Origin of the sequence: Vibrio fluminensis (genome assembly GCF_015278125.1) — a bacterium.
Classification (GTDB): Bacteria; Pseudomonadota; Gammaproteobacteria; order Enterobacterales; family Vibrionaceae; genus Vibrio; species Vibrio fluminensis.
The window spans coordinates 46,276-71,099 of sequence record NZ_JADILO010000007.1; the positions used below are offsets into that span (position 1 = coordinate 46,276).

Annotated in this window: 23 protein-coding genes and 1 riboswitch; of the genes, 14 read left to right on the forward strand and 9 right to left on the reverse strand. The window is 45.1% G+C overall.

Features of this window, described 5'->3' with window-relative positions; all coding sequences use genetic code 11:
• Nucleotides 1-30 precede the first annotated feature (30 nt).
• Complete coding sequence (locus IRQ95_RS07210) at nucleotides 31-810, forward strand: TSUP family transporter (RefSeq protein WP_194436307.1); 780 nt, start codon at nucleotides 31-33, stop codon at nucleotides 808-810.
• Here the strand turns inward: IRQ95_RS07210 and IRQ95_RS07215 are convergent.
• From IRQ95_RS07215 to grcA, 3 genes are all read right to left on the reverse strand, one after another.
• A complete protein-coding gene (locus IRQ95_RS07215; RefSeq protein WP_194436365.1) occupies nucleotides 737-1,606 on the reverse strand; it encodes a LysR family transcriptional regulator in 870 nt (289 codons plus the stop codon). The genes IRQ95_RS07210 and IRQ95_RS07215 overlap by 74 nt on opposite strands.
• 148 nt (nucleotides 1,607-1,754) lie before the next feature.
• The gene (gene gbpA, locus IRQ95_RS07220; RefSeq protein WP_194436308.1) at nucleotides 1,755-3,215 is read right to left on the reverse strand and encodes an N-acetylglucosamine-binding protein GbpA; all 1,461 of its coding nucleotides are present in this window, start codon (nucleotides 3,213-3,215) and stop codon (nucleotides 1,755-1,757) included.
• A 107-nt stretch (nucleotides 3,216-3,322) separates the two neighbouring features.
• A riboswitch (cyclic di-GMP riboswitch) is annotated at nucleotides 3,323-3,410 on the reverse strand.
• Nucleotides 3,411-3,656: 246 nt separating this feature from the next.
• Nucleotides 3,657-4,034: an autonomous glycyl radical cofactor GrcA gene (gene grcA, locus IRQ95_RS07225; protein ID WP_194436309.1), complete on the reverse strand. Its 378-nt coding sequence runs from the start codon at nucleotides 4,032-4,034 to the stop codon at nucleotides 3,657-3,659.
• A gap of 328 nt (nucleotides 4,035-4,362) precedes the next feature.
• On the opposite strand from grcA, the gene nfo reads away from it, so the two are divergent.
• From nfo to IRQ95_RS07240, 3 genes are all read left to right on the forward strand, one after another.
• Nucleotides 4,363-5,241, forward strand: a complete 879-nt coding sequence (nfo, locus tag IRQ95_RS07230) for a deoxyribonuclease IV (RefSeq protein WP_194436310.1) — start codon at nucleotides 4,363-4,365, stop codon at nucleotides 5,239-5,241.
• Between the two features lie 298 nt (nucleotides 5,242-5,539).
• Nucleotides 5,540-6,226: a uracil-DNA glycosylase gene (ung, locus tag IRQ95_RS07235; RefSeq protein ID WP_194436311.1), complete on the forward strand. Its 687-nt coding sequence runs from the start codon at nucleotides 5,540-5,542 to the stop codon at nucleotides 6,224-6,226.
• A gap of 128 nt (nucleotides 6,227-6,354) precedes the next feature.
• The gene (locus IRQ95_RS07240) at nucleotides 6,355-6,906 is read left to right on the forward strand and encodes a hemerythrin domain-containing protein (protein WP_194436312.1); all 552 of its coding nucleotides are present in this window, start codon (nucleotides 6,355-6,357) and stop codon (nucleotides 6,904-6,906) included.
• A gap of 42 nt (nucleotides 6,907-6,948) precedes the next feature.
• On the opposite strand, the gene IRQ95_RS07245 is transcribed toward IRQ95_RS07240, so the two are convergent.
• Complete coding sequence (locus IRQ95_RS07245) at nucleotides 6,949-7,131, reverse strand: DUF3545 family protein (protein WP_194436313.1); 183 nt, start codon at nucleotides 7,129-7,131, stop codon at nucleotides 6,949-6,951.
• 695 nt (nucleotides 7,132-7,826) lie between these two features.
• On the opposite strand from IRQ95_RS07245, the gene IRQ95_RS07250 reads away from it, so the two are divergent.
• From IRQ95_RS07250 to IRQ95_RS07260, 3 genes are all read left to right on the forward strand, one after another.
• Nucleotides 7,827-9,257 (forward strand): alanine/glycine:cation symporter family protein, encoded by a 1,431-nt coding sequence (locus tag IRQ95_RS07250; protein WP_194436314.1) that lies wholly within the window; start codon nucleotides 7,827-7,829, stop codon nucleotides 9,255-9,257.
• A gap of 118 nt (nucleotides 9,258-9,375) precedes the next feature.
• On the forward strand, nucleotides 9,376-10,149 hold the full coding sequence (gene yaaA / locus IRQ95_RS07255; protein WP_075651264.1) for a peroxide stress protein YaaA: 774 nt from the start codon (nucleotides 9,376-9,378) through the stop codon (nucleotides 10,147-10,149).
• A 22-nt stretch (nucleotides 10,150-10,171) separates the two neighbouring features.
• Nucleotides 10,172-10,315, forward strand: a complete 144-nt coding sequence (locus IRQ95_RS07260) for a DUF5363 family protein (protein WP_194436315.1) — start codon at nucleotides 10,172-10,174, stop codon at nucleotides 10,313-10,315.
• Between the two features lie 60 nt (nucleotides 10,316-10,375).
• On the opposite strand, the gene IRQ95_RS07265 is transcribed toward IRQ95_RS07260, so the two are convergent.
• From IRQ95_RS07265 to IRQ95_RS07280, 4 genes are all read right to left on the reverse strand, one after another.
• Nucleotides 10,376-11,341, reverse strand: coding sequence for an ABC transporter permease (locus IRQ95_RS07265; protein WP_194436316.1), 966 nt, complete (start codon nucleotides 11,339-11,341; stop codon nucleotides 10,376-10,378).
• Nucleotides 11,342-11,343: 2 nt separating this feature from the next.
• Nucleotides 11,344-12,468 (reverse strand): ABC transporter permease, encoded by a 1,125-nt coding sequence (locus IRQ95_RS07270; protein WP_194436317.1) that lies wholly within the window; start codon nucleotides 12,466-12,468, stop codon nucleotides 11,344-11,346.
• Complete coding sequence (locus tag IRQ95_RS07275) at nucleotides 12,465-14,027, reverse strand: ATP-binding cassette domain-containing protein (protein WP_194436318.1); 1,563 nt, start codon at nucleotides 14,025-14,027, stop codon at nucleotides 12,465-12,467. The genes IRQ95_RS07270 and IRQ95_RS07275 overlap by 4 nt, the downstream gene beginning before the upstream one ends.
• 111 nt (nucleotides 14,028-14,138) lie before the next feature.
• Nucleotides 14,139-15,134 (reverse strand): BMP family lipoprotein, encoded by a 996-nt coding sequence (locus tag IRQ95_RS07280; protein ID WP_348541587.1) that lies wholly within the window; start codon nucleotides 15,132-15,134, stop codon nucleotides 14,139-14,141.
• 325 nt (nucleotides 15,135-15,459) lie between these two features.
• Here IRQ95_RS07280 and IRQ95_RS07285 point away from each other — a divergent pair, with 325 nt between their 5' ends.
• From IRQ95_RS07285 to deoD, 6 genes are all read left to right on the forward strand, one after another.
• Complete coding sequence (locus IRQ95_RS07285; protein WP_194436319.1) at nucleotides 15,460-16,230, forward strand: TatD family hydrolase; 771 nt, start codon at nucleotides 15,460-15,462, stop codon at nucleotides 16,228-16,230.
• Nucleotides 16,231-16,438: 208 nt separating this feature from the next.
• Nucleotides 16,439-17,722 (forward strand): NupC/NupG family nucleoside CNT transporter, encoded by a 1,284-nt coding sequence (locus IRQ95_RS07290; protein WP_194436320.1) that lies wholly within the window; start codon nucleotides 16,439-16,441, stop codon nucleotides 17,720-17,722.
• 524 nt (nucleotides 17,723-18,246) lie between these two features.
• Complete coding sequence (gene deoC / locus IRQ95_RS07295) at nucleotides 18,247-19,026, forward strand: deoxyribose-phosphate aldolase (protein WP_075651278.1); 780 nt, start codon at nucleotides 18,247-18,249, stop codon at nucleotides 19,024-19,026.
• A 233-nt stretch (nucleotides 19,027-19,259) separates the two neighbouring features.
• Nucleotides 19,260-20,588: a thymidine phosphorylase gene (gene deoA, locus IRQ95_RS07300; RefSeq protein ID WP_194436321.1), complete on the forward strand. Its 1,329-nt coding sequence runs from the start codon at nucleotides 19,260-19,262 to the stop codon at nucleotides 20,586-20,588.
• A gap of 57 nt (nucleotides 20,589-20,645) precedes the next feature.
• Nucleotides 20,646-21,866 carry a phosphopentomutase gene (locus IRQ95_RS07305; protein ID WP_194436322.1) on the forward strand — a complete coding sequence of 407 codons (1,221 nt, stop codon included), beginning with the start codon at nucleotides 20,646-20,648 and terminating at the stop codon, nucleotides 21,864-21,866.
• A 108-nt stretch (nucleotides 21,867-21,974) separates the two neighbouring features.
• Nucleotides 21,975-22,694: a purine-nucleoside phosphorylase gene (deoD, locus tag IRQ95_RS07310; RefSeq protein WP_194436323.1), complete on the forward strand. Its 720-nt coding sequence runs from the start codon at nucleotides 21,975-21,977 to the stop codon at nucleotides 22,692-22,694.
• A gap of 368 nt (nucleotides 22,695-23,062) precedes the next feature.
• Here deoD and IRQ95_RS07315 read toward each other — a convergent pair whose 3' ends face one another.
• Nucleotides 23,063-23,668: a YtjB family periplasmic protein gene (locus IRQ95_RS07315; protein ID WP_194436324.1), complete on the reverse strand. Its 606-nt coding sequence runs from the start codon at nucleotides 23,666-23,668 to the stop codon at nucleotides 23,063-23,065.
• 152 nt (nucleotides 23,669-23,820) lie between these two features.
• On the opposite strand from IRQ95_RS07315, the gene serB reads away from it, so the two are divergent.
• The gene (gene serB / locus IRQ95_RS07320) at nucleotides 23,821-24,801 is read left to right on the forward strand and encodes a phosphoserine phosphatase (RefSeq protein WP_194436325.1); all 981 of its coding nucleotides are present in this window, start codon (nucleotides 23,821-23,823) and stop codon (nucleotides 24,799-24,801) included.
• Nucleotides 24,802-24,824: the final 23 nt, after the last annotated feature.

Here is a 24,824-nt window from a genome sequence, read left to right on the forward strand (position 1 = left end):
CGTTATACCTACTTAGTTACTGAATAATTGATGGAAATTACATTCGAGATTCTTGCGCTGCTTGCGCTCGTTGCCACTGCCGCAGGGTTTATTGATGCCATGGCTGGTGGCGGCGGCTTATTAACGTTACCCGCGTTACTGGCGGCAGGCGTGCCTCCGACTCAAGCGCTTGCCACCAATAAACTGCAAAGCTCATTTGGCAGCTTTTCTGCCAGTTGGTACTTTGTGCGTAATGGCATTGTTAATCTAAAAGAGATGCGCTTAGCAATTGCTTGCACCTTTATTGGTTCAGCGATTGGCGCGGAAGCGGTGCAGCATATAGATGCAGGTGTGCTTACTAGCCTTATTCCTTTGCTGCTGATTGCGATTTCTCTCTACTTTTTACTCGCCCCAACCACTAAGCCTGAACAGGGACAAAGTAAGTTACCAGAAGCCGCATTTGCACTCTGTATCGGTGGTGGTGTGGGTTTTTATGACGGCTTTTTTGGCCCAGGTACTGGGTCTATCTTTACCGTCTGTTTTGTCGCGATTGCGCAGTTTTCGTTGGTGGAGGCAACCGCGCGCACTAAAGTCTTGAACTTCACCTCTAATATTGCCGCGCTGCTGTTCTTTATTTTAGCGGGCTTGCCAATTTGGGAGTTGGGTTTAGTGATGGCGGTCGGTGGCTTTATTGGCGCGCAACTTGGTGCGCGCGTTGTGGTGACCAAAGGTCAGCGCTGGATAAGACCGCTGGTGATCACGATGTCGATGCTAATGGCAACGAAATTACTTTGGGAACAGCATCAACAATGGTTGCTATCAATTTTCTGATACGTTGATTGCGATAGGTGGCAGGGCGCAGGCAGATATTGATTGGTCGAGACAGTGACTGCAGTTGGTTAAAGTGATGGCAGTGCTGCGCGTGAATCTGCAAGGTATTGATCACCGAGAGTGGTACCAATGCTGGCGCGATACCGGAGAGTGCCAGTTGAGCTGCTGCAGCGTAAGAGTCCATCTGCATGATAGGCTTAATGTTAAGCTGAGTTAAGATGCCGTATTGGTAAGTATTGGCAGGGTTACTCAAATCGTTGGTGATGATGGTTTGTGGTAATTCAGCCAACGGTTGTTTGGAGACGATATAAAACGGTTCATCAAAGAGAGCAAAGGTCATCAACTGGTGTTGAGAGGGCAGGTAGCCAGCACAGATGCCAAGATGGGCTTTGCCGGATTGGACATGTTCGATAATGCGCGGAGTATGGTTGGTCGTCAGGGTCAAATAGGGATCTTGTGCAAAGTAGCCACCGAGAATTGGCGAAAGAAAGCCCGCCACTAACGTTTCCGAGCAATCAAGCCGAATTTGGCTATGTTCCACCATGTTTTGCTGTTCGTAGATCAGCCCTCTTAACTCATTGAAGGTCGGACCGATGTTGTCGATTAGCGTTAACGCTTCGCTGGTGAGTTGGACATTCCTACCATCCGGTACAATCAGCTTTTTACCCAGTTTTTTCTCTAAATTGGAAATGCGTTTACTCACTGCCGATTGACTAATATAGAGCAGGCTACCAGTGCGACTCATGGTTTTCGCTTTGCTCAACGTTATCAGCGTTTCAATACCTTCTAGCAACATATCCATTAATGACCAAGTGGAATGAGTGTTTCAATCTACCGCATTTAGTCATCACTTGCATAGAAAAACGGCACTCTAGATGAGTGCCGTAATCGTGTGATTTATCAATCTGCGATGAAAGCTGAACGATAACAAATGCTGCTTAGCATTAGTTCACTTTGTCCCAAGCCATTGTCCAGTGAGAACCGGTCGCTGGTGTGTAGTGAGTGGCGTTTTCTGTCCATTGTGAGCAGTAACCCGAGTATGGGAATGGCTTACATTGGTAGATCTGACCATCGCTTGCCAATACTTTTGTACCTGCGGTGTAGCTCTTCACATTCTCAGGGAAGATAAAATCGTAGTCGCCAGCTGGTGGAGGTGTTGGCGCGTTAACCAAGTGGAAATCGTAGTTTACTTGATCCACAAGGTTACCTGCCTGATCTTTAATACGGCTGACTAAAATGTGATGACCTGGCTCTGCTTTCGATAATGTCAGTGAAACTGGCAGATATTGACCATCACTTAGTTGACCGGTCCAGCTTGCTAGTGCAGCACGACCATGGTTGTAAACGGTAAGTTCTACGTCAATGTCGCCTTCAGCGGCTAGAGTGAGATCAAGCTCTGTTGCTTGTTCGGTAATGGTGTACTCAGACTCAAGACCTTCAATGGTCAAAGCGTACTCTGGTTCTGGCGTTTCAATCTGATAGCCAATTTCAACACGCTCTAAACCGCTACCCGCTTGCAGGTAAACTGGGTTGCTACCGTATGCAGGGGTAAATTTGTCTTCGCGGTATTGACCAGCTTTGATTGCCGTTTGCTCTTGGTTGATCTTGGTCGCTAGGGCATGTGACCAGTTTTTCGCTTGAGTCAGGCTTTGCTCGCTGATGGTGAGCTCAGTGCGATAAGCGACATTTTCACCGCTTTTATCGAATACGCGCGTAAATACTTTATCACCGAGGTTAAGATCCATGGTTGGATTGATTTGACCTGCTTGATTCCACTCAGGCACAACTGGACCTTGACCATCAAATTTAACGTCAATCACGTTGTAAAAAGCCGCCGCTGTGTCGCCTACATCCCAAACGGCTAAGATCACATGGTAACCTTCGCGCTCAGGGACATTACATTCGTGGCTTACTTGTTTTGGTGGCTGCACCATGTTGCCTTCAATCACACAGAATGGATTGAGATCAAAAGAGTCGCGTGACAGAACTTGGTTTGAGTTCCAGTCCGTTTTAGTGATGTAGTATTTCCAATCGCGAGTGACGTGGTTCGCAGTAAACGTCCACTCAAAGCTTTGCATACCTGCAGTAATTGGGCGTTTTACCCAGCGATCGGCTGTCTGTTCATCAAGCGCCGTTGCCAGTGCAGATTGTGCGCTAGCAATTTTGCCATCTGCTGGACCTGCTTCAGGGAAACCTTCAGGGCCTTCAACACTTTGTGGTTCGTATTGAATCGCACCACAGTTGGTGTTTTTTTCATTGGTGTCAGCGGTTGGGTATTTACACAGTGCTGCGCGGCTGCCAGCGATACCACCGTCGAATTCAGAAACGTAGCCGTGAGCTGCTACTTGACCACTTAACGCAGTTAGAGCAAGCGCTAGTAGAGTTTTATTTGGCAGTGATTTCATCACATGCTCCTTTATAAGGTTGACTAAAAGCTTCACCTCGTCGCATGCGAAAGCCTGTTTATCAAGAGGTTTGATAAACATCCACAACACTTGAACTGGGTTGAACAAGTGGCGGCCCCGCTATCATTGATGACCAGCATCTTTAGACCGGAAGCTTTGCGTCCCATTTTTTCAAATGGTTTGCCGAAAGTTGAGCAAAGGAATGTAGCTTAAATTTATCAGGCGCAACTATGAGTTTGAGTGGTTTGTGGAACAAAAATCCCAACTCGACAAAAGTTAACTGATAGATGTGTAACTACATGTTATTCAGGTGGTTTTGTTTTTTTTATCGCCGACCTGAGCGTTTTCTCATCAGTGTTACACCGATGAAAAGAAGAAAAGCAGGCTGGCGCCTGCTTTTCGAATTTAGTGTCTAATTTTTTAGTGCCGAGTGGCAATAAATTATAGAGACTCAGTAAAAGTACGAGCGATAACGTCGCGTTGTTGCTCTGCAGTTAGAGAGTTGAAACGCACAGCGTAGCCAGATACACGGATAGTTAGCTGCGGGTAGTTCTCAGGGTGAGCAACTGCGTCTTCTAGAGTTTCACGACGTAGTACGTTTACGTTTAGGTGCTGACCACCTTCAATTTTTGGTGCAGTTTCGATTGCAACTTCACGGCTTTCGTACTCACCTAGATCATTGATAGCAATAACTTGGTCAGCTTCGTAGCCAGCCGCAGCCGCAACACAACGCGCTTCGTTCTTTTCGCTATCTAGTAGCCAGATAGAGTTTAGTAGATTGTCGTTAGCTGCTTTTGTAATTTGAATACCTTGAATCATCACTCTCTCCTATTCCACAATGTTGTGGATTTTAATGGTGTTAATTTTCAATTATTTGTTGAGCTAAGTATTATATAGCGAATATCCATTATATTAATATTGATTTAGGTCAAATTACAACTAAAAACCTTATTTTTTTGAAGGTGATTTTATTGAGTTAAATCAATAAACCCTTTAAAAACTGCTGATTACAATTTATTTTATAATTTAAAAAATAGTTAAAAGCTCATTTTGTTGTAATTTTACTACAAAATGAGCTTTTTGATGGTGATTAATTGCGCTAACTATCTGTATTTAGGTAGCCAAACTGAAAGAGTAAAGTGGTTAAATGACAATGAGATCAAACTCACAAATTAAGTATATTGGTGCTCATGTATCGGCAGCGGGTGGTGTTGACCAAGCTCCGATGCGTGCGCGTGAGATCGGTGCCAATGCATTTGCACTGTTCACGAAAAATCAGCGCCAGTGGGTGGCAAAGCCACTTGAGGCAAAAACCATCAGTGCATTTAAAGCCAATTGCAAAATGCTGGGCTTTTCTGCAGAGCAAATTCTCCCTCACGACTCTTACTTGATTAACTTAGGCGCACCAGAGGAAGAGAAACTGGAAAAATCTCGTGCTGCTTTTATTGACGAGATGGAGCGTTGTCAGCAACTGGGTTTAACTCTGTTGAATTTCCATCCGGGTAGCCACCTCAATAAAATCTCTGAACAGGAGTGCCTAGCGAAGATTGCCGAATCGATTAACCTTGCCCATCAAGCGGTGCCAGATGTGATTGCTGTGATTGAGAATACCGCGGGGCAGGGCTCTAACTTAGGTTGGAAGTTTGAACATCTAGCGCAGATTATTGAACAGGTAGAAGATAAATCACGCGTTGGTGTTTGTATTGATACCTGTCATACCTTCGCAGCGGGTTATGATCTCTCAAGCAAAGAAGCGTGTGAGGCGACATTTGCCGAGTTTGACCGTGTTGTCGGCATGCATTATTTGCGTGCAATGCACATCAATGATTCAAAATCTGGGTTAGGAAGCAAGGTCGATAGACACCATGCGTTAGGCAAAGGTGAGATTGGTTGGGATTGCTTTGAGTATATCGCTAAAGATCCACGCTTTGATGGTATCCCGTTGATCTTAGAGACAATCGAACCTGACATTTGGCAGCAAGAAATCAAGCAGCTTCGCACCTACCATCAACAAGTTTTGGTGTAATAGGGCGAACGACTGGCCATTTGGTGAAAAGTGGCACTAATCTTTCATTAATAAGCTCATTACTTAGCAATGCGTTTACTAATAAAGAGGGTGCCGCTATGAATACCTACTCGCCAACTACTCGCACTTATCCTGCTCGTATGCCTGTTCCCAATAGACACATTCATGGACAAGGGCATTATCGAACCCCTCAGCGAAGTATCAAGCATCAACACCAATAACCTAACGCTTGTTCCTTCACGAGTTTTTCTTACAATAAAGCGCAAGAAATCTTCCAGTATTAAAGAAGGAACAGATCATGACTTCAATGCTTACTTGGCATGACGTGATTGGTAGCGAAAAGCAGCAAGACTATTTTCAGCAAACCCTGAGTTATGTTGAACAAGAGCGTGCTAGTGGCAAGACCATTTTTCCACCAGAAGCGGATGTGTTTAATGCATTTAGCGCTACCGAATTTGATCAGGTGAAAGTCGTGATCCTTGGCCAGGACCCTTATCATGGTCCAAATCAGGCGCATGGTTTGTGTTTTTCGGTTCTGCCTGGGGTAAAAACACCACCTTCACTGGTCAATATGTATAAAGAGTTAGCGCAAGATATAGCAGGCTTTGAGATCCCGCAGCATGGCTACTTACAAAAGTGGGCTGAGCAGGGGGTATTGTTGCTCAATACGGTTTTAACCGTAGAGCAAGGTAAAGCACACTCTCACGCTAAAACGACAGGCTGGGAAACCTTTACCGATCGAATCATAGAGGCGATTAACCAGCACAACTCAGGCGTTGTGTTTCTATTATGGGGCGCTCACGCACAGAAAAAAGGTCGCTTTATCGATCGTGATAAACATCATGTGCTGGAGGCACCGCATCCCTCACCATTGTCGGCTCATCGTGGTTTTTTGGGCTGTAAGCATTTTTCTCAGGCAAATCAACTGCTCGAGCAGCAAGGGTTGTCTGCGATAGATTGGACGCTTCCCCTTATCGCTGAGTAATCGATAAGCGCAAGATTTTAATTTACGACAGAGCGTTCAATATTTGTTCGTTTTCTTGAGCGCTCTCGAAACCTTTTGCCTGAATCTTATATACACTTACAAAGAGTGTGTGTTTAAGGAGAGGCACAATGATGATTGAAAAGATCAGACGTGAGCACGGCTACATGGTTCGCCTTCTGGCGATCCTGGCAGATAAAATCGAACGCCTGAAACAAGAGCAACCGGTCAATTACAGCTTGATAAAAGAAGTAGTGGATTACTTATCTGAACATTCAGAAAACTCTCATCACCCAAAAGAAGATCTTCTTTATCACTATTACCGCGATCATTATGGTGATAAGGATGAGATGGAAAACTTGGAGTTTGAACACAAGTTATTGGAGTGCAAAACGCGCTCATTTCAAAATACGGTTGAAATGATCCTGCAAGATGCTGTGGTACCTCACCAAGTGTTTATTGAACAGTTAGAAGAGTTTATGAAAGCGCAGCGCGAGCATTTAGAATTTGAGGAACGCAAAATTTTGCCGATGATCTGTGAGCGTTTTACAGTGCAAGATTGGCAGGAAGTCGAGCAGCAGTTTTACCATGATGATGAAGATCCGGTTTTTGGTAGTACTATTGCTGAGCAATACGCACAACTTGCTCAGCGGGTGCGAGAGACCGACAACGAAATTACTTAAAAGTAAAAAAGAGGCATTAAGCCTCTTTTTTTCAATCTATTTTTACCAATCTATATCGTCAAAGTTATCAAGACCAATATCCATGTCTCGCAGTTCTTTTTCTAAACGACGACGGTCATTAATTGCTTCAATTTCTCGCCATTTACGTTTTACTGGTTTGTTTCTTGCTGAGCGTCCCTTGGAGAAATCCATCTCCATCATTTCATCAAAGTTTAAGCCATCCATATGCTGCCACCTCTGTTTGTATTGTTATGTTGAGATTAATACCATTGAGGGGTAAGCCTATCTATGATTGATTTCTCATTTGTTGCGATCCAATGAATTTTTTATATTTTTTGTGCTCGACTCGTCTTTTTACTGATGACAAAAGAACAAAAATTAAGCATTTAATCATGTCAATTTCATCAAACTTGGCTATTTTTGATGTTAACTGGCTGTTTTAAATTGCGCCCAATTGCGAGCGAAGCGGTTTGATCGCGACAGATTATCCAAACAACGCAGCAGATAGATATAATTTAGTCGTACGACTGGTCTAACTACCAGATTCGACAAGGGATTGTCCTCAACTGATGCTTAAGTGCGGCACAATGTTTGCTGAGTATCACAATGTTGCCAACAGTTAAGTAAAATGATCGGTATTGGTTACTCCTTTGTCTTGAGATGTGTTAATCGATGGTGAGTTTATAGTAAAAAATAACATCCAAATGCATTCGTGTGCATATTGATTTTTGCCATGCTTCACTGCATTATCCGCTCCGTCAAAAAATACGTCGATACGTAAAAGGGAAGCATGAAGCGGGTTTTACATATCTCAGCTGTAAAAGAATAAATCATAAATACTAAGACTAACTTGACACTTAGTACGCAGCTAGATGGAAGGCAGGGATGTAGGGATTGACGAAACTCACTTTGAGGATGTTATGACAGACTTAATCAATTTAATGAATGACCTGCTCTGGGGGTCTATTCTTGTTTATCTTTTGGTCGGTGTGGGCGTTTACTTTACTATCCGCCTTGGTTTCATTCAGTTCCGCCATTTTGGCCACATGTTCTCTGTTCTTAAGAACAGCCGTAAAGCAGACACAGCTGGTATATCTTCTTTCCAAGCACTTTGTACTAGTCTAGCTGCTCGTGTGGGTACAGGTAACATGGCGGGTGTTGCAGTAGCACTGACTGCAGGTGGCCCTGGTGCTATTTTCTGGATGTGGTTGATTGCTATGCTAGGCATGGCGACTGCATTCGCGGAAAGCACACTCGCACAGCTTTACAAAACGAAAGATGATGACGGTAACTACCGTGGTGGCCCTGCTTACTACATGGAAAAAGGTCTTGGCATGCGCTGGATGGGCGTGTTGTTCTCTATTTTCCTGATCATCGCATTCGGTTTAGTGTTTAACGCTGTACAAGCTAATTCTATTGCTAATGCTATGCATACCGCTTTCGGCTGGGAAGATAAGTATGTGGGTATGGCTGTCGTTGTCCTATCTGCGGTAATTATTTTCGGTGGTATCAAGCGTATCGCACGAGTAGCAGAACTGATTGTGCCTGTTATGGCGTTAGCATATCTACTGCTAGCAATGTTTGTGATGTTCTCTAATATCGAAAAACTACCAGCAATCATTACCTTGATTGTTAAGAGTGCATTCGGCTTTCAAGAAGCGGCAGCTGGTGGTGTTGGTTATGCCATTGCTCAAGCAATGATTAACGGTATCAAGCGTGGTTTGTTCTCAAATGAGGCAGGTATGGGTTCTGCGCCAAACGCAGCAGCGTCGGCGACACCTTATCCACCACACCCTGCATCTCAAGGCTATGTGCAAATGCTGGGCGTATTTATGGATACTATCGTGATCTGTTCTGCAACAGTGGCAATTATCCTGATGTCTGGCGAATTCGTTCCTGGTGGTGAAGTAACCGGTATCGAACTGACTCAAGCGGCACTAAGCTCACAAGTTGGCGAATGGGGCGGCATTTTCGTTGCGGTAGCAATTTTCTTCTTTGCCTTCACATCGATCATTGCTAACTACTCATACGCAGAGACTAACTTGTTGTTCCTAGAGCACAACCATAAAGCGGGTCTAGGTATTTTCCGTATCGTGGTACTTGGCATGGTGATGTTTGGTGCATTGGCGTCTCTACCAGTCGTTTGGTCATTGGCGGATGTTTCTATGGGTATGATGGCAATCGTCAACCTAGTGGCAATCATCTTGCTATCAGGCACGGTTATTAAGCTAGCGAAAGATTACAACCGCCAGTTAAAAGAAGGCAAATTGCCAACATTCGATGCCAACGAATATCCAGAGCTGAAATCTCAGCTTGAAGAAGGTATTTGGGATAACCCGAAAAAAGACTAAGGGTGTAAAGCCTCAGTCATAGCTATAAGCTATCAAACTAATCAATCAAGCCATGCAGACAATGCATGGCTTTTTTTGTACTCTAAGCAGAGAAAATCAATAAGGATAGAGTAAAGTCATGCTGATAGTTGTTTCTCCTGCTAAGACGCTCGATTACGAGTCGCCTCTTGCCACTGAAAAATTCACCCAGCCCGAGTTGGTGGAATACTCCAAACAGTTAATTGATGTTTGTCGTCAGCTAACGCCTGCTGATGTGGCAAGCTTAATGAAGGTGAGCGACAAGATTGCCGACCTTAACGTTGGTCGTTTCCAAGAGTGGAGTGAAACCTTTACCACTGAAAACGCGCGCCAAGCGATTCTAGCCTTCAAAGGTGATGTCTATACTGGTCTCGAGGCTGAAACCCTATCTGAAGCCGATTTTGACTACGCACAGCAGCATCTACGTATGCTTTCGGGTCTATATGGTCTGCTAAAGCCACTGGATTTGATGCAACCTTATCGCTTGGAAATGGGCACTAAGCTTGCCAACGATAAGGGCAGTAACCTCTATCAGTTTTGGGGTAATGTGATCACCGATAAACTCAATCAAGCGATTGCAGAGCAAGGTGATAATGTGCTGATCAATCTTGCCTCAAACGAATACTTTAAAGCGGTAAAACCAAAAGCGTTGGACGCTCAAGTAATCACGCCAATTTTTAAAGATTGCAAAAATGGTCAATACAAAGTGATCAGCTTCTACGCCAAAAAAGCACGTGGCATGATGGCGCGTTATATTATTGAAAATCGCATTAGCAGCGTGGCGGACTTAACCCAATTTGATGTGGCGGGTTATTACTTTGTTGAAGAAGAGTCGACGCCAACTGAGCTAGTGTTTAAACGCGAAGAACAGTAAGGTAATTCTGGCGGGAGGGTTTATGTGGCAATGGTTAAAACGCTGGGTCGCTAAGTATGATGCTTGGTGCCAGTCGATGGGGTTAACCCCTGAACACAAGCGTAGCTGTGTGCCATACCGCAGTGATCCGCCAGTTGATTCTTCAGGTAAGACTAAGCCTAAATAGAATCGTTCAAAAAAAAGGAGTGCTTAGCACTCCCTTTTTTATTTGACTTTAGTGAGTGAATTACTCACGTTCTTTGCTGTACGGTACGCCAATCGCTTTTGGTGCGATGGCCTTACCAATAAAGCCAGCCAACAGGAATACGGTCAGTACGTATGGCATTGCTTCGATGGCTTGCACTGGGATAGGGAAGTCCCCTATGGTGACCCCTTGCATACGAATCGCAAGTGCATCTAGGAAGCCGAACAGCAAACATGCAGCCATTGCAGTGAACGGACGCCATTTACCGAAGATAAGCGCGGCTAGAGCCATATAGCCTTTACCAGCACTCATGTTTGGAATGAACTGAGCCGTTTGCGCGACCGAAAGGTAGACGCCACCAATCCCCACTAGCACACCGCAGATGAGTACGGCGAAGTAACGCATTTTCGCGACTGAGATACCGGCAGTATCCACCGCAGATGGTGACTCACCGACTGCGCGAAGACGCAGACCGAAACGGGTTTTGAACATCAAATACCAAGTTGCCGGTACAATTGCGATTAACAGATACACCAGCATCGAGTGACCACTGATAAGCTCAGAATAAAGCAGGCCAATCACAGGTACATCGGCAAGTGCATCTGCGCCAGGTAGCGTGATAGGTGCAAAACGCGCATCACCGGACAGTGCTGGCGTTTGACCACCTTGGTTAAACCAGTGACGGCCGAGAGTGATGGTTAAGCCCGCGGCGAGGATGTTAATTGCCATACCACTAACGACTTGGTCACCACGGTGAGTGATTGAAGCGAAGCCATGGAGCAGAGACAGCAGTACTGAAATACCAATACCGCCAAACAGACCTAACCAAGCAGAACCTGTCACGTGTGCAACCGCAGCACCAGTAAAGGCGGCAGCAAGAAGTTTACCTTCTAGGGCAATGTTAACAATCCCAGCGCGTTCACAGAACATACCAGCAAGGGCAGCAAGGATCAGAGGTGTTGCAACGCGCAGTGTCGCGTCCAACATTAAGATTACAGTTTCAAACATACTTAGGCTCCTTGCTCCGTTGGTTGCTGATGTTTCTTAGCAGCAAACTTAAGGTATGCACGCTCTAAGTGAGGTCTGAACATATGCTCTAAAGCACCAGAGAAGAGAATCACCAGACCTTGCAGTACTACAACGATGTTACGGTCAACACCATATTCAAAGCTAAGCTCTGCACCGCCTTGGTAGAGGAAACCAAACAACAAACTTGCTAGCAGGACACCAATTGGGTGGTTACGGCCCATTAGCGCCACTGCGATACCGGTAAAGCCAAAGCCTTCGACAAAGTTAAGTTTGATTTGATGCAACTCACCTTGCAGTACGTTGAGACCAAAGAAGCCCGCTAACATGCCTGAAATGATCATTGTTATTACGATGACTTTAACGTACTTGATACCCGCATAGCCCGCAGCGGTTGGGTTTGCACCCACAGCACGGATTTCATAACCCCAACGCGAGTTCCACATCAACAGCCAAACGAATACACAGCAGAGTAGGGCAAAGATAAAGCTTAAATTGAGTGGGCTTGGCGCGGTTTCAATGCCAAATACCGCTAAGATTTCATGCATCTTAGGTAGCCAGCTACTAACAGCAAACACGCGGCTTTCGGTTGCCATCGTATTATCTGGTTTTAGGATATCAACCAGTAAGTAGGCCATTAGCGATGAGGCAATGAAGTTAAACATGATGGTGGTAATTACGATGTGCGAGCCACGTTTTGCTTGCAGGTATGCAGGGATAAACGCCCATGCTGCGCCAAATGCACCGCCGACCAGAATAGCTACGGGAAATACCACCCACCACGGAGCGACTTCACCTAGCGTCAGACAGATAAGACCGATGCCCAAACCACCAATGTATGCTTGACCTTCACCACCGATATTAAATAGACCTGCGTGGAAAGCGACCGCTACCGCGAGACCGGTAAATACAAAGCCAGTAGCGTAGTACAAGGTATAACCAAGCCCCTCAGCGTAGCCAAAGGCACCAGTCCACATCACTTTTGCAGCATCAATCGGATTAATGTCGATATAGATAAACAACAAAGCAGAAACAAGAAACGCGACTAACACGTTAATGGCGGGTAGTAACGCCATGGTTACCCAAGCGGGTACTTTCGCTTGACTCATGATTGGGCTCCTTGCGTCTCTGGTTGTTTAAGGTGATCCGGCAAAATGTTTGCCATCATCAAACCAAGGGTTTTCTCATCGGCTTGTGCGGCAGAAACTTCACCGACAATAGTGCCGTCAAAGACCACCAAAATACGGTCTGCAAGGGCCAAGATCTCATCCAACTCTACCGATACTAGCAAGACGGCTTTATTCGCATCACGAGCGGCAATTACTTGCTGGTGGATGTATTCAATCGCGCCGATATCTACGCCACGAGTTGGCTGACCGATGAGAATCACATCTGGGTCTTGCTCCATTTCACGGGCAATCACCAGTTTTTGCTGGTTACCACCAGAGAAGTTAGCAGTCTTCAGAGATGGATCATTCGGGCGCACATCCCATTTGTCCATGCTGGTTTGGCAGGCGTGTTCAATCGCTTTTTTATCTTGCAAGAACCCTTGGTTGTATTGTTCTAGGTGTTGATGGCCTAAAATAAAGGCTTCTTTGGCAGAAAACTTATTGATCAAACCTTGCTTGTGGCGATCTTCTGGAATATGGCTAACACCAATAGCGCGCACTTGTTGAGGGTCGAGTACCTGACTTGCGGTAATTTCACTGCCGTTAAGATGAATGGTTCCCGAGCTTGGTTGGATGATCCCAGAGAGTAGGCTTAAGATCTCTGATTGACCATTACCAGATACCCCCGCAATACCCACGACCTCACCTTGACGTACAGAGAAGTTGACTTTCTTCACTCGCTCTACGCCTGATTGGTCAAAGTACTGTAGGTCTTTGACTGTGATCAGCTCTTTTTTCGGTTGAGCTGGCTCTTTATCGACTTTGAGGCGAACTTTTCGTCCAACCATGAGTTCTGCAAGCTGCTCTTTATCGGTTTGTGCCGTGACGACGTGCGACACCATCGCGCCTTGGCGCATGACCGAAATATTGTCGGTAATTGCCAGCACCTCGCGCAGTTTGTGCGTGATAATCATGATCGTGGTACCTTGTTTACGCAGTTTATCGAGAATGCGGAACAAGTGATCGGCTTCTTGCGGCGTCAGTACGCCAGTTGGTTCATCTAAGATCAGAACTTTAGCGTCACGATAAAGGGCTTTAAGAATTTCAACGCGCTGCTGTAGTCCCACTGGTAGTTGGCCTACAGGGGTATCGAGCGGTACATCCAGTCCGTAGTCTGTTGCCAGAGCTTGGAGTTTTTTGCGCGCCTTTGATAGGGTGTCTTCCAGCTTCCAGCCTTCTTCCGCCCCTAGAATAATGTTTTCTAGTACGGTAAATGTATCCACCAACATAAAGTGTTGGTGCACCATACCTATCCCTGCACGAATAGCGTCTTGAGAGTTATTTGGTTTATATGGAGCGCCATTGACTGACATGGTGCCAGAATCAGCGTGATAGAAGCCGTAAATAATACTCATCAGAGTCGATTTGCCCGCACCATTTTCCCCGATAATGCCGTGGATTGTGCCTGCTGGGACTTTTAAATCGATTTCACGGTTTGCATGTACTGAGCCAAATCGTTTATCGATACGATTTAGTTCTATCGCAATTTTTTGTGTCACAGGATAAAGCCTTTTTAGATAACAACACGCCGCTACTACGTCAGCAGCGGCGTTTATCGTATTGCTAGACCAGCACTGTGGCAGTGCTGGTTTTATGCGTTACAGATAGTATTAGATGTCACATGAGTTGTTAGACATGTAGTCATGGACTGCAACTTTGCCGCTGATGATGTCTGCTTGGATTTTCTCCAAGTAAGCGCGCTCTTCAGCAGAAACAAGATCTTTGTTGTTGTCATCGTATGCCCACTCAACCGCACCTTCTTTTAGGCCTAGCACTTTAACACCTGGAGTCCACGTGCCTTTTTCTGCTTGATCCCAAGAGTTGTATGCTGCAACGCCTACTTTCTTAACCATTGAAGTCAGCATTGTGCCTGGTTGTAGGTGGTTTTGGTTTGAATCAACACCGATAGCGAATTTACCCGCATCTTTCGCCGCTTGGTAAACACCCATACCAGTACCGCCAGCTGCTGCGTAGATTACGTCAACGCCTTTAGAGAATTGAGATTTTGCTAGCTCAGAGCCTTTCGCTGGGTCAGCAAACGCTGCTGGTGTTGAACCTGTCATGTTTAAGAAAGTTTCAACGCCTGGATTTGCGTATTTAGCACCTTGACGGTAGCCACACTCAAATTTACGAATTAGCGGAATATCCATACCGCCAATGAAACCCACTTTACCTGTTGCAGATGCTTTAGCGGCAAGAGCACCGACTAGGAAAGAGCCTTCGTGCTCTTTAAACACAATCGATTGTACGTTTGGTTTATCAACCACAGAGTCAATAATCGTGAATTGAATATCAGGGTATTCAGTAGCAACTTTTTCAACCGCAGAAGACATGTTGAAGCCAACAGCAACGATAGGAGTAAACCCACGGCTAGCTAGGCGACGTAAACCTTGTTCACGTTGTGCTTCGTTTTGTGGCTCGAACTCACGTACAGTGACGCCTTTATCAGCGTTAAATACTTTCACGCCGTTTTGGTAAACTGCTTCATTGAAAGATTTATCGAATTTACCTGCAGTATCATAAACAACCGCTGGTTTCGCTGCGAAAACACTGAACGATGACATAGCAAGCGCTAGAGTAGAGAGTTTCAGAATTGGATTTTTCACTATCAGATCCTTAGTAGTGCAAATGCGATATGAAAGTAGCTGCTCTCTGTTTTCATGATTTATTAACAAATATGAAATCAATGTTTCGCTACATAGAGTAAATTAGGTGGAAATGTTGCCTAAAATACAGGTAAGTCCCATTTATAGGTCAGACCATTAACTAGTCATTTTATCGTTTGCTTGGTGTATTTGAAACCAGTAAAGAATACAAAAATGTGATGCATATCAATGGAAAACGTTACCGTCATACAGGTAAACGTCATATTTGTGATGTACGCATTTGTTACTCAAATGTAGTGCAATAGTGTTGGGGGAAAAGTTAACTATGAGCTTGTTTGATACGCACTGTCATTTGGACCTAATGGTTGAAAAAGACATTGATCTTGATGCTGCTTTGCGTGAGGCAAAACAGGCAGGCGTTGACCAGATATTGGTACCTTCAGTTGATGAAAGCAATTGGGACCGAATTGCCAACTATGCAAAAGAGTATTCAATGGTTAAGTGGGCGATTGGCATCCATCCAATGTTTGTTACCCGACAAAGCCTTGAGCAGCTCAATCATATGCGGCTGCGATTGGAAGCCAGTGCGAGTTGCGTAGCCATTGGTGAGTGTGGACTTGATTTTTATCATGGTCGAGATAATCAGCAACTCCAAACAGAGGTGTTGATCGAGCAGCTTAAGCTCGCTCAACAGTTTGAGTTGCCAGTATTGCTTCATGTAAGAAAAGCGCACCAAGAACTGGTTAAAGTGCTTAAGCAATATCCATTATCTTGCGGGGGAATTGTACATGGGTTTACGGGCAGTTATGAGCAGGGGATGGATTACATAAAGCTCGGTTTGTGTCTCGGGGTCGGTGGCTCGATAACGTATGCAAGGGCCAATAAAACTCGTAATGCCTTCGCTCGTTTTCCTTTAGAGAGTTTAGTTTTTGAGACAGATGCACCAGATATGCCATTGAGTGGCTATCAAGGAGAGGCAAACCAACCCAAATTCGTCAAAGATGTTCTATCTTCTTTTATATTGCTACGAAATGAGTCCGAGCAAACGATTAGCCGAATAGTGGCAAAAACAGCCAAAAAAATGTTTAATTTTTGAGGTTTTATTGTGGTTTTTGTGTGAAATGACTCATTTAAACGGTTGCGTTTTGTGATTGATATCTCAATTGTTAATGTATCGTACCTGTTGTGTGGTAAAAAGTGCGATGCGGGTACTACTTTTACTGAGTTCGATAAGTATAATCCACCGCGCTTTTGTAGCTCCACTTTGTAACACGCCAATAAATAACATAAGGAAGTCATAAACTATGAGCCTGTTTATGAGCCTAGTCGGTATGGTAGTGCTTCTTGCTATTGCATTTGCATTCTCATCAAACCGAAAAGCTATCAACTTAAGAACTGTAGGTGGCGCATTCGCTATCCAATTTGTACTTGGTGCATTCGTTCTATACGTGCCTTGGGGTCGTGATCTACTAAACGGTTTCTCTCAAGGTGTATCAAACGTTATCAACTACGGTAACGACGGTATCTCTTTCCTATTCGGTGGTCTTGTTTCTGACAAGATGTTCGAAGTATTTGGCGGCGGCGGTTTCATCTTCGCATTCCGTGTACTTCCGACACTGATTTTCTTCTCAGCACTGATTTCAGTACTGTACTACCTAGGCGTGATGCAATGGGTTATCAAAATCCTTGGTGGTGGTCTACAGAAAGCGCTAGGTACATCTCGCGCGGAATCAATGTCTGCGGCAGCTAACATTTTCGTAGGTCAAACTGAAGCACCTCTAGTGGTTCGCCCATTTGTTCCTAAAATGACTCAATCTGAGCTGTTTGCGGTAATGTGTGGTGGTCTAGCTTCAGTTGCTGGTGGTGTACTTGCTGGTTACGCTTCAATGGGCGTGCCTCTAGAATACCTAGTAGCGGCATCATTCATGGCAGCACCTGGTGGTCTACTATTCGCTAAGATTCTTCACCCAGAGACTGATAAGCCTGAAGAAGATATCGCAGCGGCAATGGACGGTGGCGATGACAAACCAACGAACGTTATCGACGCAGCAGCAGGCGGTGCGGCATCAGGTCTACAACTAGCACTTAACGTAGGTGCAATGCTAATCGCATTCGTAGGTCTAATCGCTCTAGTTAACGGTATGCTAGGTGGCATCGGTGGTTGGTTCGGTATGCCGGATCTAACGCTACAACTAATCCTAGGTTACCTATTCTCTCCACTAGCATTCCTAATTGGTGTGCCGTGGGATGAAGCAATCGTTGCAGGTTCATTTATCGGTCAAAAACTGGTAATCAACGAATTCGTAGCTTACTTGAACTTCACACCTTACATCGGTGAAAGCGCACAAGTAGTTGCAGCAACAGGTGAGATCATGTCTGAAAAGACAGTGGCAATCATCTCGTTCGCTCTATGTGGTTTTGCAAACCTATCGTCTATCGCGATTCTACTAGGCGGTCTAGGTAGCTTGGCTCCAGCTCGTCGTGGTGATATCGCACGTATGGGTATGAAAGCGGTTCTTGCTGGTACATTATCTAACCTAATGGCAGCAACAATTGCAGGCTTCTGTCTAAGCCTAGCAGCTCTATAATTCGAGCTCGCTTAATATAGACGCCACTTGAAATTATGCCCTGTAGCACTCATATGCTGCGGGGCATTTTTTGTTTTTACCTAGGGCTATTTTCTTTTTCACAAGGCTTGTGAATAAAGGCGAATACCCGGTAAAATTTTTTGAGATACAAACCGTTTGCGCGCTATTTGCCACTACAGTTTTACGCGGTTTCTTTATAAGGTAAGCGTCATTGATTGAATTTGGATTGAATTGCGTTCAATTTAGCAATGAATTCTCACTATCAGATAAATGATTTATCTGACAAAGCATATAGCACGAGCCAGAGGCAAGGTTATATGCTATTAAAGACACCACAATCATTGATTGTTGTGCCATAGGGCCAAACTGGTACTGTGCGGTGACAAGGATAGCAATTGGGGCAAATTCGCTATTTGCCACCGAGTCTTCAAGGAACCAAGTCCGTTCATCAATAACTGTTTTCTCAGCCTATACTCAGAGTGCAGAGAATCAGTCACATTTTTGAATATTGATCGGAGATAGAAATGAGCGATTTAAAAGCAGCAGCGTTACGTGCACTTCAACTTATGGACCTAACGACGCTAAATGACGACGACACAGATGCGAAAGTTATTTCACTTTGTCACGATGCAAAAACAGCTGTTGGTAACACAGCTGCGATCTGTATCTACCCTCGCTTTATTCCTATTGCTAAGAAGACACTTCGTGAGCAAGGTACGCCAGAAGTACGTATCGCAACTGTAACTAACTTCCCTCACGGTAACGACGATATCGAAATCGCAGTAGCGGAAACGAAAGCGGCTGTAGCATACGGTGCTGATGAAGTAGACGTAGTATTCCCTTACCGCGCCCTAATCGCAGGTAACGAGGAAGTGGGCTTTGAGCTGGTTAAACAATGTAAAGCAGCTTGTGGTGACAGCGTACTACTGAAAGTAATTATCGAAACTGGTGAGCTAAAAGAAGAAGCGCTAATTAAGAAAGCATCACAAATCTGTATCGAAGCAGGTGCTGACTTTATCAAAACTTCAACGGGTAAAGTGCCAGTGAACGCAACACCAGAATACGCACGCATGATGCTAGAAGTGATTCGTGACATGAACGTGGCTGAAACTGTTGGTTTCAAACCAGCAGGTGGTGTACGTACAGCGGAAGATGCACAAGCTTACCTAGCAATGGCAGATGAAATTCTAGGTGACAACTGGGTTGACGCTCGTCACTACCGTTTCGGTGCATCAAGCCTACTAACTAACCTTCTTAATACATTAGAAGTGACAGACGAGAAAGCGGATCCAGCTGCTTACTAATATACCCGTCATATTTGACGCTGCAGCGTTGTTGACTTCGTAAGTTCATCCTAATCACATAGTTATCTATGCTCATAGGAATGAACTTACTTGTCGCCTAGCTGCAACGCCAACTATTTAGGGTATGACTGATCGAATCAGTTTATGTCTGAACTAAGATAGGTCGGCAGACCGCCGTCCTGTTTTGACCTCTTTACCTTACAACCTTACTCATGCGAGTACGGGAGGACCTAATGTATTTACCACAAGAGATCATTCGTAAAAAGCGTGATGGCGAAGTGCTAACCGCTGACGAAATTAACTTCTTTATTCAAGGCGTTGCCAACAACACCGTTTCTGAAGGTCAAATCGCAGCGTTTGCGATGACGATTTTCTTCAATGAGATGACAATGGATGAGCGAATTGCACTGACGTGTGCGATGCGTGATTCTGGCATGGTTATCGATTGGAGCCACATGAACTTTGGTGGTCCAATTGTTGATAAACACTCAACCGGTGGTGTGGGCGATGTAACTTCACTGATGCTTGGCCCAATGGTGGCAGCATGTGGTGGCTTTGTACCAATGATTTCTGGTCGTGGTCTCGGACACACGGGTGGTACGCTAGATAAGCTTGAGTCAATTCCAGGCTACAACATTACGCCAACCAATGATGTGTTTGGTCAAGTAACCAAAGACGCTGGCGTTGCCATTATTGGTCAAACTGGCGATCTAGCGCCTGCCGATAAGCGTGTATACGCAACTCGTGATATCACCGCTACCGTAGACAACATTTCTCTTATTACTGCGTCAATTCTATCGAAGAAACTGGCGGCAGGTCTTGAATCACTAGTGATGGATGTAAAAGTAGGTTCTGGCGCATTTATGCCAACTTATGAAGCATCTGAAGAACTCGCGAAGTCTATCGTGGCTGTGGCAAATGGTGCTGGCACCAAGACCACGGCAATTCTAACTGATATGAACCAAGTGTTGGCTTCATCAGCGGGTAATGCTGTGGAAGTGCGTGAAGCGGTCCGTTTCCTAACGGGTGAATACCGTAACTCACGTCTACTTGAAGTGACTTTGGCCTCGTGTGCGGAAATGCTAGTACTTGGTAAGTTGGCAGAAAACACCGAAGCTGCGAACGCTAAGTTGATGGAAGTATTAGACAACGGTAAAGCGGCTGAATGTTTCGGTAAGATGGTTGCGGGTCTTGGCGGTCCAGCAGATTTTGTTGAAAACTACGACAACTACCTAGAAAAAGCAGAGATTATCAAACCTGTGTTCGCAGAACAGCATGGTGTGGTTTCTGCGATGGATACACGTGCAATTGGTATGGCAGTAGTCTCTATGGGTGGTGGTCGCCGAGTTGCGACTGACAGCATTGATTATGCGGTAGGCTTTGATGGCTTCATTCGTTTGGGTGATGTTGCTGATGAAAGCAAACCACTGGCAGTGATTCACGCACGTAGTGAAGCGCAGTGGCAAGATGCAGCGAACGCGCTGCGCAAAGCGATTACTATTGGTGGTGAGTACACCCCAACTCCAAACGTTTACTGCCAGATCCGCGCAGAAGACGTTTAATAATAATAAGGCCTGCTTTCACAATAACGATTTCTAAGTGGGCCTGAGGAACGAGCAATGAAAAGAGCATTTATTTTAGTCCTAGACTCATTTGGTATCGGCGCGACAGCGGATGCTGATAAGTTCGGTGATGTAGGTTCAGATACGCTAGGTCATATCGCAGAGCAGTGTGATAAAGGTTTGGCAGACAATGAAAAGCGTAGCGGTATGCTAACGCTACCAAACCTATCTAAATTGGGTTTGGCGATGGCACATAAAGAGTCGACTGGCTATTTTGCGCCTGGTTTAGACGCAGATGTTGAGATCATTGGCGCTTACGGCCACGCTGCAGAGCTATCTTCTGGTAAAGATACTCCGTCTGGTCACTGGGAAATCGCTGGCGTACCAGTATTATTTGATTGGGGTTATTTCACGGATAAGGCAAACAGCTTCCCTAAAGAGCTAACCGACCGCATTCTTGCTCGCGCAGGTCTTGATGGCTTCCTAGGTAACTGCCACGCATCGGGTACGCAAGTATTGGATGATCTTGGTGAAGAACATATGAAAACTGGCTTGCCAATTTTCTACACCTCAGCAGACTCGGTATTCCAAATTGCCTGTCATGAAGAGACATTTGGCTTAGAACGATTACTTGAACTTTGCCAAATTGCGCGTGAAGAATTAGTTGATTACAACATCGGTCGTGTTATTGCCCGTCCATTTATTGGTTCTGGAAAAGGTCAATTTGAGCGTACTGGTAACCGTCGCGATCTATCGGTTGAGCCGCCAGCGACGACTGTTTTGCAAAAACTTGCGGAAGAGAAGCAAGGTGAAGTGGTTTCTATCGGTAAGATTGCCGATATCTATGCGAACTGCGGTATTACCAAAAAAGTGAAAGCAACCGGTATTCCAGCGCTGTTTGAAGCCACGCTAGAACAGATCAAAGCGGCGGGTGACAATACTATCGTATTCACTAACTTTGTTGATTTTGACTCTGCATTCGGTCACCGTCGTGATGTTGCAGGCTACGCTGCGGCGCTAGAATACTTCGACGGTCGCATTAACGAAGTACTAGAATTGATGCAAGAAGATGACATCTTGATCCTAACGGCTGACCACGGTTGTGATCCAACATGGCCAGGTACTGATCATACACGTGAACATATTCCAGTGCTGGTATATGGTCAAAAGATCCCGGCTGGCTCACTAGGTCGTCGTGAATCATTTGCTGATATTGGTCAGACGTTAGCTGAATATTTTGCAACGTCACCAATGGATTACGGCAAGAGCTTCTTGTAAATTATAAGACTTGGGCTGCTTTGGCGGCTTGAGTCAGAGTAAACTGAATACTATTGGCGTCAATGCCGTTCATTTGGCGCCTTCTTCTATATTGAAAAGGAAAACACGATGGCAACTCCACATATTAATGCTGAAATGGGTGCGTTTGCAGATGTAGTACTAATGCCGGGTGACCCGCTACGTGCTAAATACATTGCAGAAACATTCCTAGAAGACGTAGTTCAAGTATGTGATGTTCGTAATATGTTTGGTTACACAGGCACTTACAAAGGTCGTAAGATCTCTGTAATGGGCCATGGTATGGGCATCCCTTCATGCTCAATCTACGTGACTGAACTAATTAAAGACTTCGGCGTGAAGAAAGTGATTCGCGTGGGTAGCTGCGGTGCAGTAAACGAAGATATTAAAGTACGCGACGTTGTGATCGGTATGGGTGCTTGTACAGACTCTAAAGTAAACCGTATCCGTTTCAAAGGTCACGATTTTGCGGCTATCGCGGACTACAAAATGGTTCGTGCAGCAGAAGAAGCAGCAAAAGCTCGTGGTGTTGATGTAAAAGTGGGTAACCTATTCTCAGCTGAGCTTTTCTACACGCCAGATCCAGAAATGTTCGATGTAATGGACAAGTACGGTATTGTCGGCGTTGAAATGGAAGCGGCGGGTATCTACGGCGTTGCAGCAGAGTACGGTGCAAAAGCACTAACGATCTGTACTGTTTCTGACCACATCAAAACAGGTGAGCAAACCACTTCTGAAGAGCGTCAAAACACGTTCAACGACATGATGCTTATCGCACTAGATTCAGTTCTACTGGGTGACGCAGAGTAATCGAGCGAAGCTCCAGGAACGCGGTGCTTACGGAGTCGGGAACGTTTCACTTACGGAACGCTCAGCTACGGATAAGCAAAACTGCGTAAGAATTATAAGGGTTGGCTTAAGTGCCAGCCCTTTTTTATGCGCATACGTTTTTTTCACCTGTCATTGTAGATATGTGCAGGTTTACTAAAAACTTGCCATTGTTGATATAAATAGCGTTGCAAAAAAGTTGTCATTCTCGAGAGCGCAGCGAGTCGGGAATCTTGCTTTTGTTTACGCATGGTATTGAATGACAACCTGATAGCGCTATTGCTTTCCCGCATCCCGCATCCGTAGCGTCAGCGTTCCCGAATAAAAAACCGGCTTACGCCGGTTTTTGTCTAATTCATTTCTTTCAGTAACAAATTCTCGCCTTTGGCTTGTGGCTTACGGCGAATAATAAACGCCAGTAAGAAGCCGGCGATAAAGCTCACACCCACCATTGAGTACATGTAGCGGTCACTCTTGCGGTAGTAGTGATCAGAGAATGCGGTTAGCTTGCCGGTTTCAAACGTCATGCGGATAAAGCCGACAATCGCGTTGTCGTGCATGATGGGTTCAACTAACTGTTGGCGTCCAATACGCGCGGTTTCTAATGGGGTATCTAAGCCTAAAATTTCACGCACCGACTTTGCTTTATCACTCGAAGCGAGGCGAATACCCTCGGCGTCATAAATTGTTGCGTCAAATACTAGCTTATCCTCAGCCAACTGGTTGGTTAGATTGAGCAGACGCTCTTGGTCCGCATCGGCAATCATAGAGCCAGCAGATAACGAAGCTTGAGAGATAAGTACTTTAGTTAGCGTCTCTAATTGATTCGTTTGGATCTGCTCATTACCTTTGGTGATCTTAACGCTGTTGATTGCGATCATGATACCGCCTGCAATCAAGAACAGGATGATCAGCGCTCGAATGACCATACGGAATGAAAACAAAGATGAGTTCATAAGTTACCTTCCAAACCTCACTACACTATGCTTTGATGGTAGTGATTATGGGCTAAAAATCTATATTTATCGTGTACAGTGCGCATATTGAGACTTGCGCAACCAAATTGCAATAGGTTAACTTGGAAGCAACTTTAATAGGAATGCTTTACATGGATATGTTGAAAAAACTGGCGATTAAACGTCGTACTACATTGCTAAACCGCCTACCAGAAGCGCAAACGTCGACCAACTTTGATCGAAGCAAAGCTGGGTGGATTGTTTTTGGGCACTATTTGAATCCGCAGCAGTTTGAAGATATCGATTTCTTCACCGGAGAATACAACCCTATCGTTGATGTGTGGCAAGTTGGCTCTTACGAAGTGGCCTTGATGGCCGGTCAACTAACAGCTGAGCATGAAGAAATCCTTCAAGCGCTCGAGCTAGACTATGCTTCGCTACGAGAGTTTCCAGAGCTTACCAAACCCGGACTGATGGTGTTTGATATGGACTCGACTGCGATTCAGATTGAGTGTATTGATGAGATTGCCAAATTAGCGGGTGTCGGTGAAGAAGTCTCAGAAGTCACCGAGCGAGCCATGCAGGGTGAATTGGATTTTGAGCAGAGCCTGCGACAACGGGTTGGCAAATTAGCTGGTGCAGATGAGTCTATTTTGGAGCAAGTAAGGCAGTCTTTACCGCTGATGCCAGACTTTCCAGAACTGATTGCAACTCTGCAACAGTTTGGTTGGAAAACTGCAATAGCTTCAGGTGGTTTCACTTATTTTTCCGATCACCTTAAGCAGATGTTGAATTTAGATCATGCACAGTCAAACCAATTAGAAATCATTGACGGTAAGTTAACCGGGAAAGTATTGGGTGAAGTGGTAAGCGCGCAAACAAAAGCGGAGATCTTAGTCCAATTATCAGAGCAATATGATATTGAACCACACAATACTGTTGCGGTGGGTGATGGGGCCAATGACTTAGTGATGATGAGTGCGGCGGGCTTAGGTATTGCTTACCATGCGAAACCTAAGGTCGAGCAACAAGCGCAAACAGCGATTCGTTACATTGGTTTAGGCGGAGTATTGTGTATTTTGTCTGCTCAATTGCTTAAGCAACAAAAGGTAAGCTTTAAACCTTTGCCATAATTCTGTTCAACTTAAACAAAAGC

Excerpts from the sequence above, each read along its gene's own strand:
- IRQ95_RS07260 (WP_194436315.1), top strand. The coding sequence starts at position 10,172 with ATGTGGCAATGGTTAAAACGCTGGGTCGCTAAGTATGATGCTTGGTGC.
- ung (WP_194436311.1), top strand. The coding sequence starts at position 5,540 with ATGACTTCAATGCTTACTTGGCATGACGTGATTGGTAGCGAAAAGCAG.
- deoA (WP_194436321.1), top strand. The coding sequence starts at position 19,260 with ATGTATTTACCACAAGAGATCATTCGTAAAAAGCGTGATGGCGAAGTG.
- IRQ95_RS07270 (WP_194436317.1), bottom strand. The coding sequence starts at position 12,468 with ATGAGTCAAGCGAAAGTACCCGCTTGGGTAACCATGGCGTTACTACCC.
- IRQ95_RS07210 (WP_194436307.1), top strand. The coding sequence starts at position 31 with ATGGAAATTACATTCGAGATTCTTGCGCTGCTTGCGCTCGTTGCCACT.
- IRQ95_RS07305 (WP_194436322.1), top strand. The coding sequence starts at position 20,646 with ATGAAAAGAGCATTTATTTTAGTCCTAGACTCATTTGGTATCGGCGCG.
- gbpA (WP_194436308.1), bottom strand. The coding sequence starts at position 3,215 with ATGAAATCACTGCCAAATAAAACTCTACTAGCGCTTGCTCTAACTGCG.
- IRQ95_RS07315 (WP_194436324.1), bottom strand. The coding sequence starts at position 23,668 with ATGAACTCATCTTTGTTTTCATTCCGTATGGTCATTCGAGCGCTGATC.
- IRQ95_RS07215 (WP_194436365.1), bottom strand. The coding sequence starts at position 1,606 with ATGTTGCTAGAAGGTATTGAAACGCTGATAACGTTGAGCAAAGCGAAA.
- deoD (WP_194436323.1), top strand. The coding sequence starts at position 21,975 with ATGGCAACTCCACATATTAATGCTGAAATGGGTGCGTTTGCAGATGTA.
- deoC (WP_075651278.1), top strand. The coding sequence starts at position 18,247 with ATGAGCGATTTAAAAGCAGCAGCGTTACGTGCACTTCAACTTATGGAC.
- yaaA (WP_075651264.1), top strand. The coding sequence starts at position 9,376 with ATGCTGATAGTTGTTTCTCCTGCTAAGACGCTCGATTACGAGTCGCCT.
- IRQ95_RS07265 (WP_194436316.1), bottom strand. The coding sequence starts at position 11,341 with ATGTTTGAAACTGTAATCTTAATGTTGGACGCGACACTGCGCGTTGCA.
- IRQ95_RS07290 (WP_194436320.1), top strand. The coding sequence starts at position 16,439 with ATGAGCCTGTTTATGAGCCTAGTCGGTATGGTAGTGCTTCTTGCTATT.
- IRQ95_RS07285 (WP_194436319.1), top strand. The coding sequence starts at position 15,460 with ATGAGCTTGTTTGATACGCACTGTCATTTGGACCTAATGGTTGAAAAA.
- IRQ95_RS07245 (WP_194436313.1), bottom strand. The coding sequence starts at position 7,131 with ATGGATGGCTTAAACTTTGATGAAATGATGGAGATGGATTTCTCCAAG.
- IRQ95_RS07250 (WP_194436314.1), top strand. The coding sequence starts at position 7,827 with ATGACAGACTTAATCAATTTAATGAATGACCTGCTCTGGGGGTCTATT.
- nfo (WP_194436310.1), top strand. The coding sequence starts at position 4,363 with ATGACAATGAGATCAAACTCACAAATTAAGTATATTGGTGCTCATGTA.
- serB (WP_194436325.1), top strand. The coding sequence starts at position 23,821 with ATGGATATGTTGAAAAAACTGGCGATTAAACGTCGTACTACATTGCTA.
- grcA (WP_194436309.1), bottom strand. The coding sequence starts at position 4,034 with ATGATTCAAGGTATTCAAATTACAAAAGCAGCTAACGACAATCTACTA.
- IRQ95_RS07240 (WP_194436312.1), top strand. The coding sequence starts at position 6,355 with ATGATGATTGAAAAGATCAGACGTGAGCACGGCTACATGGTTCGCCTT.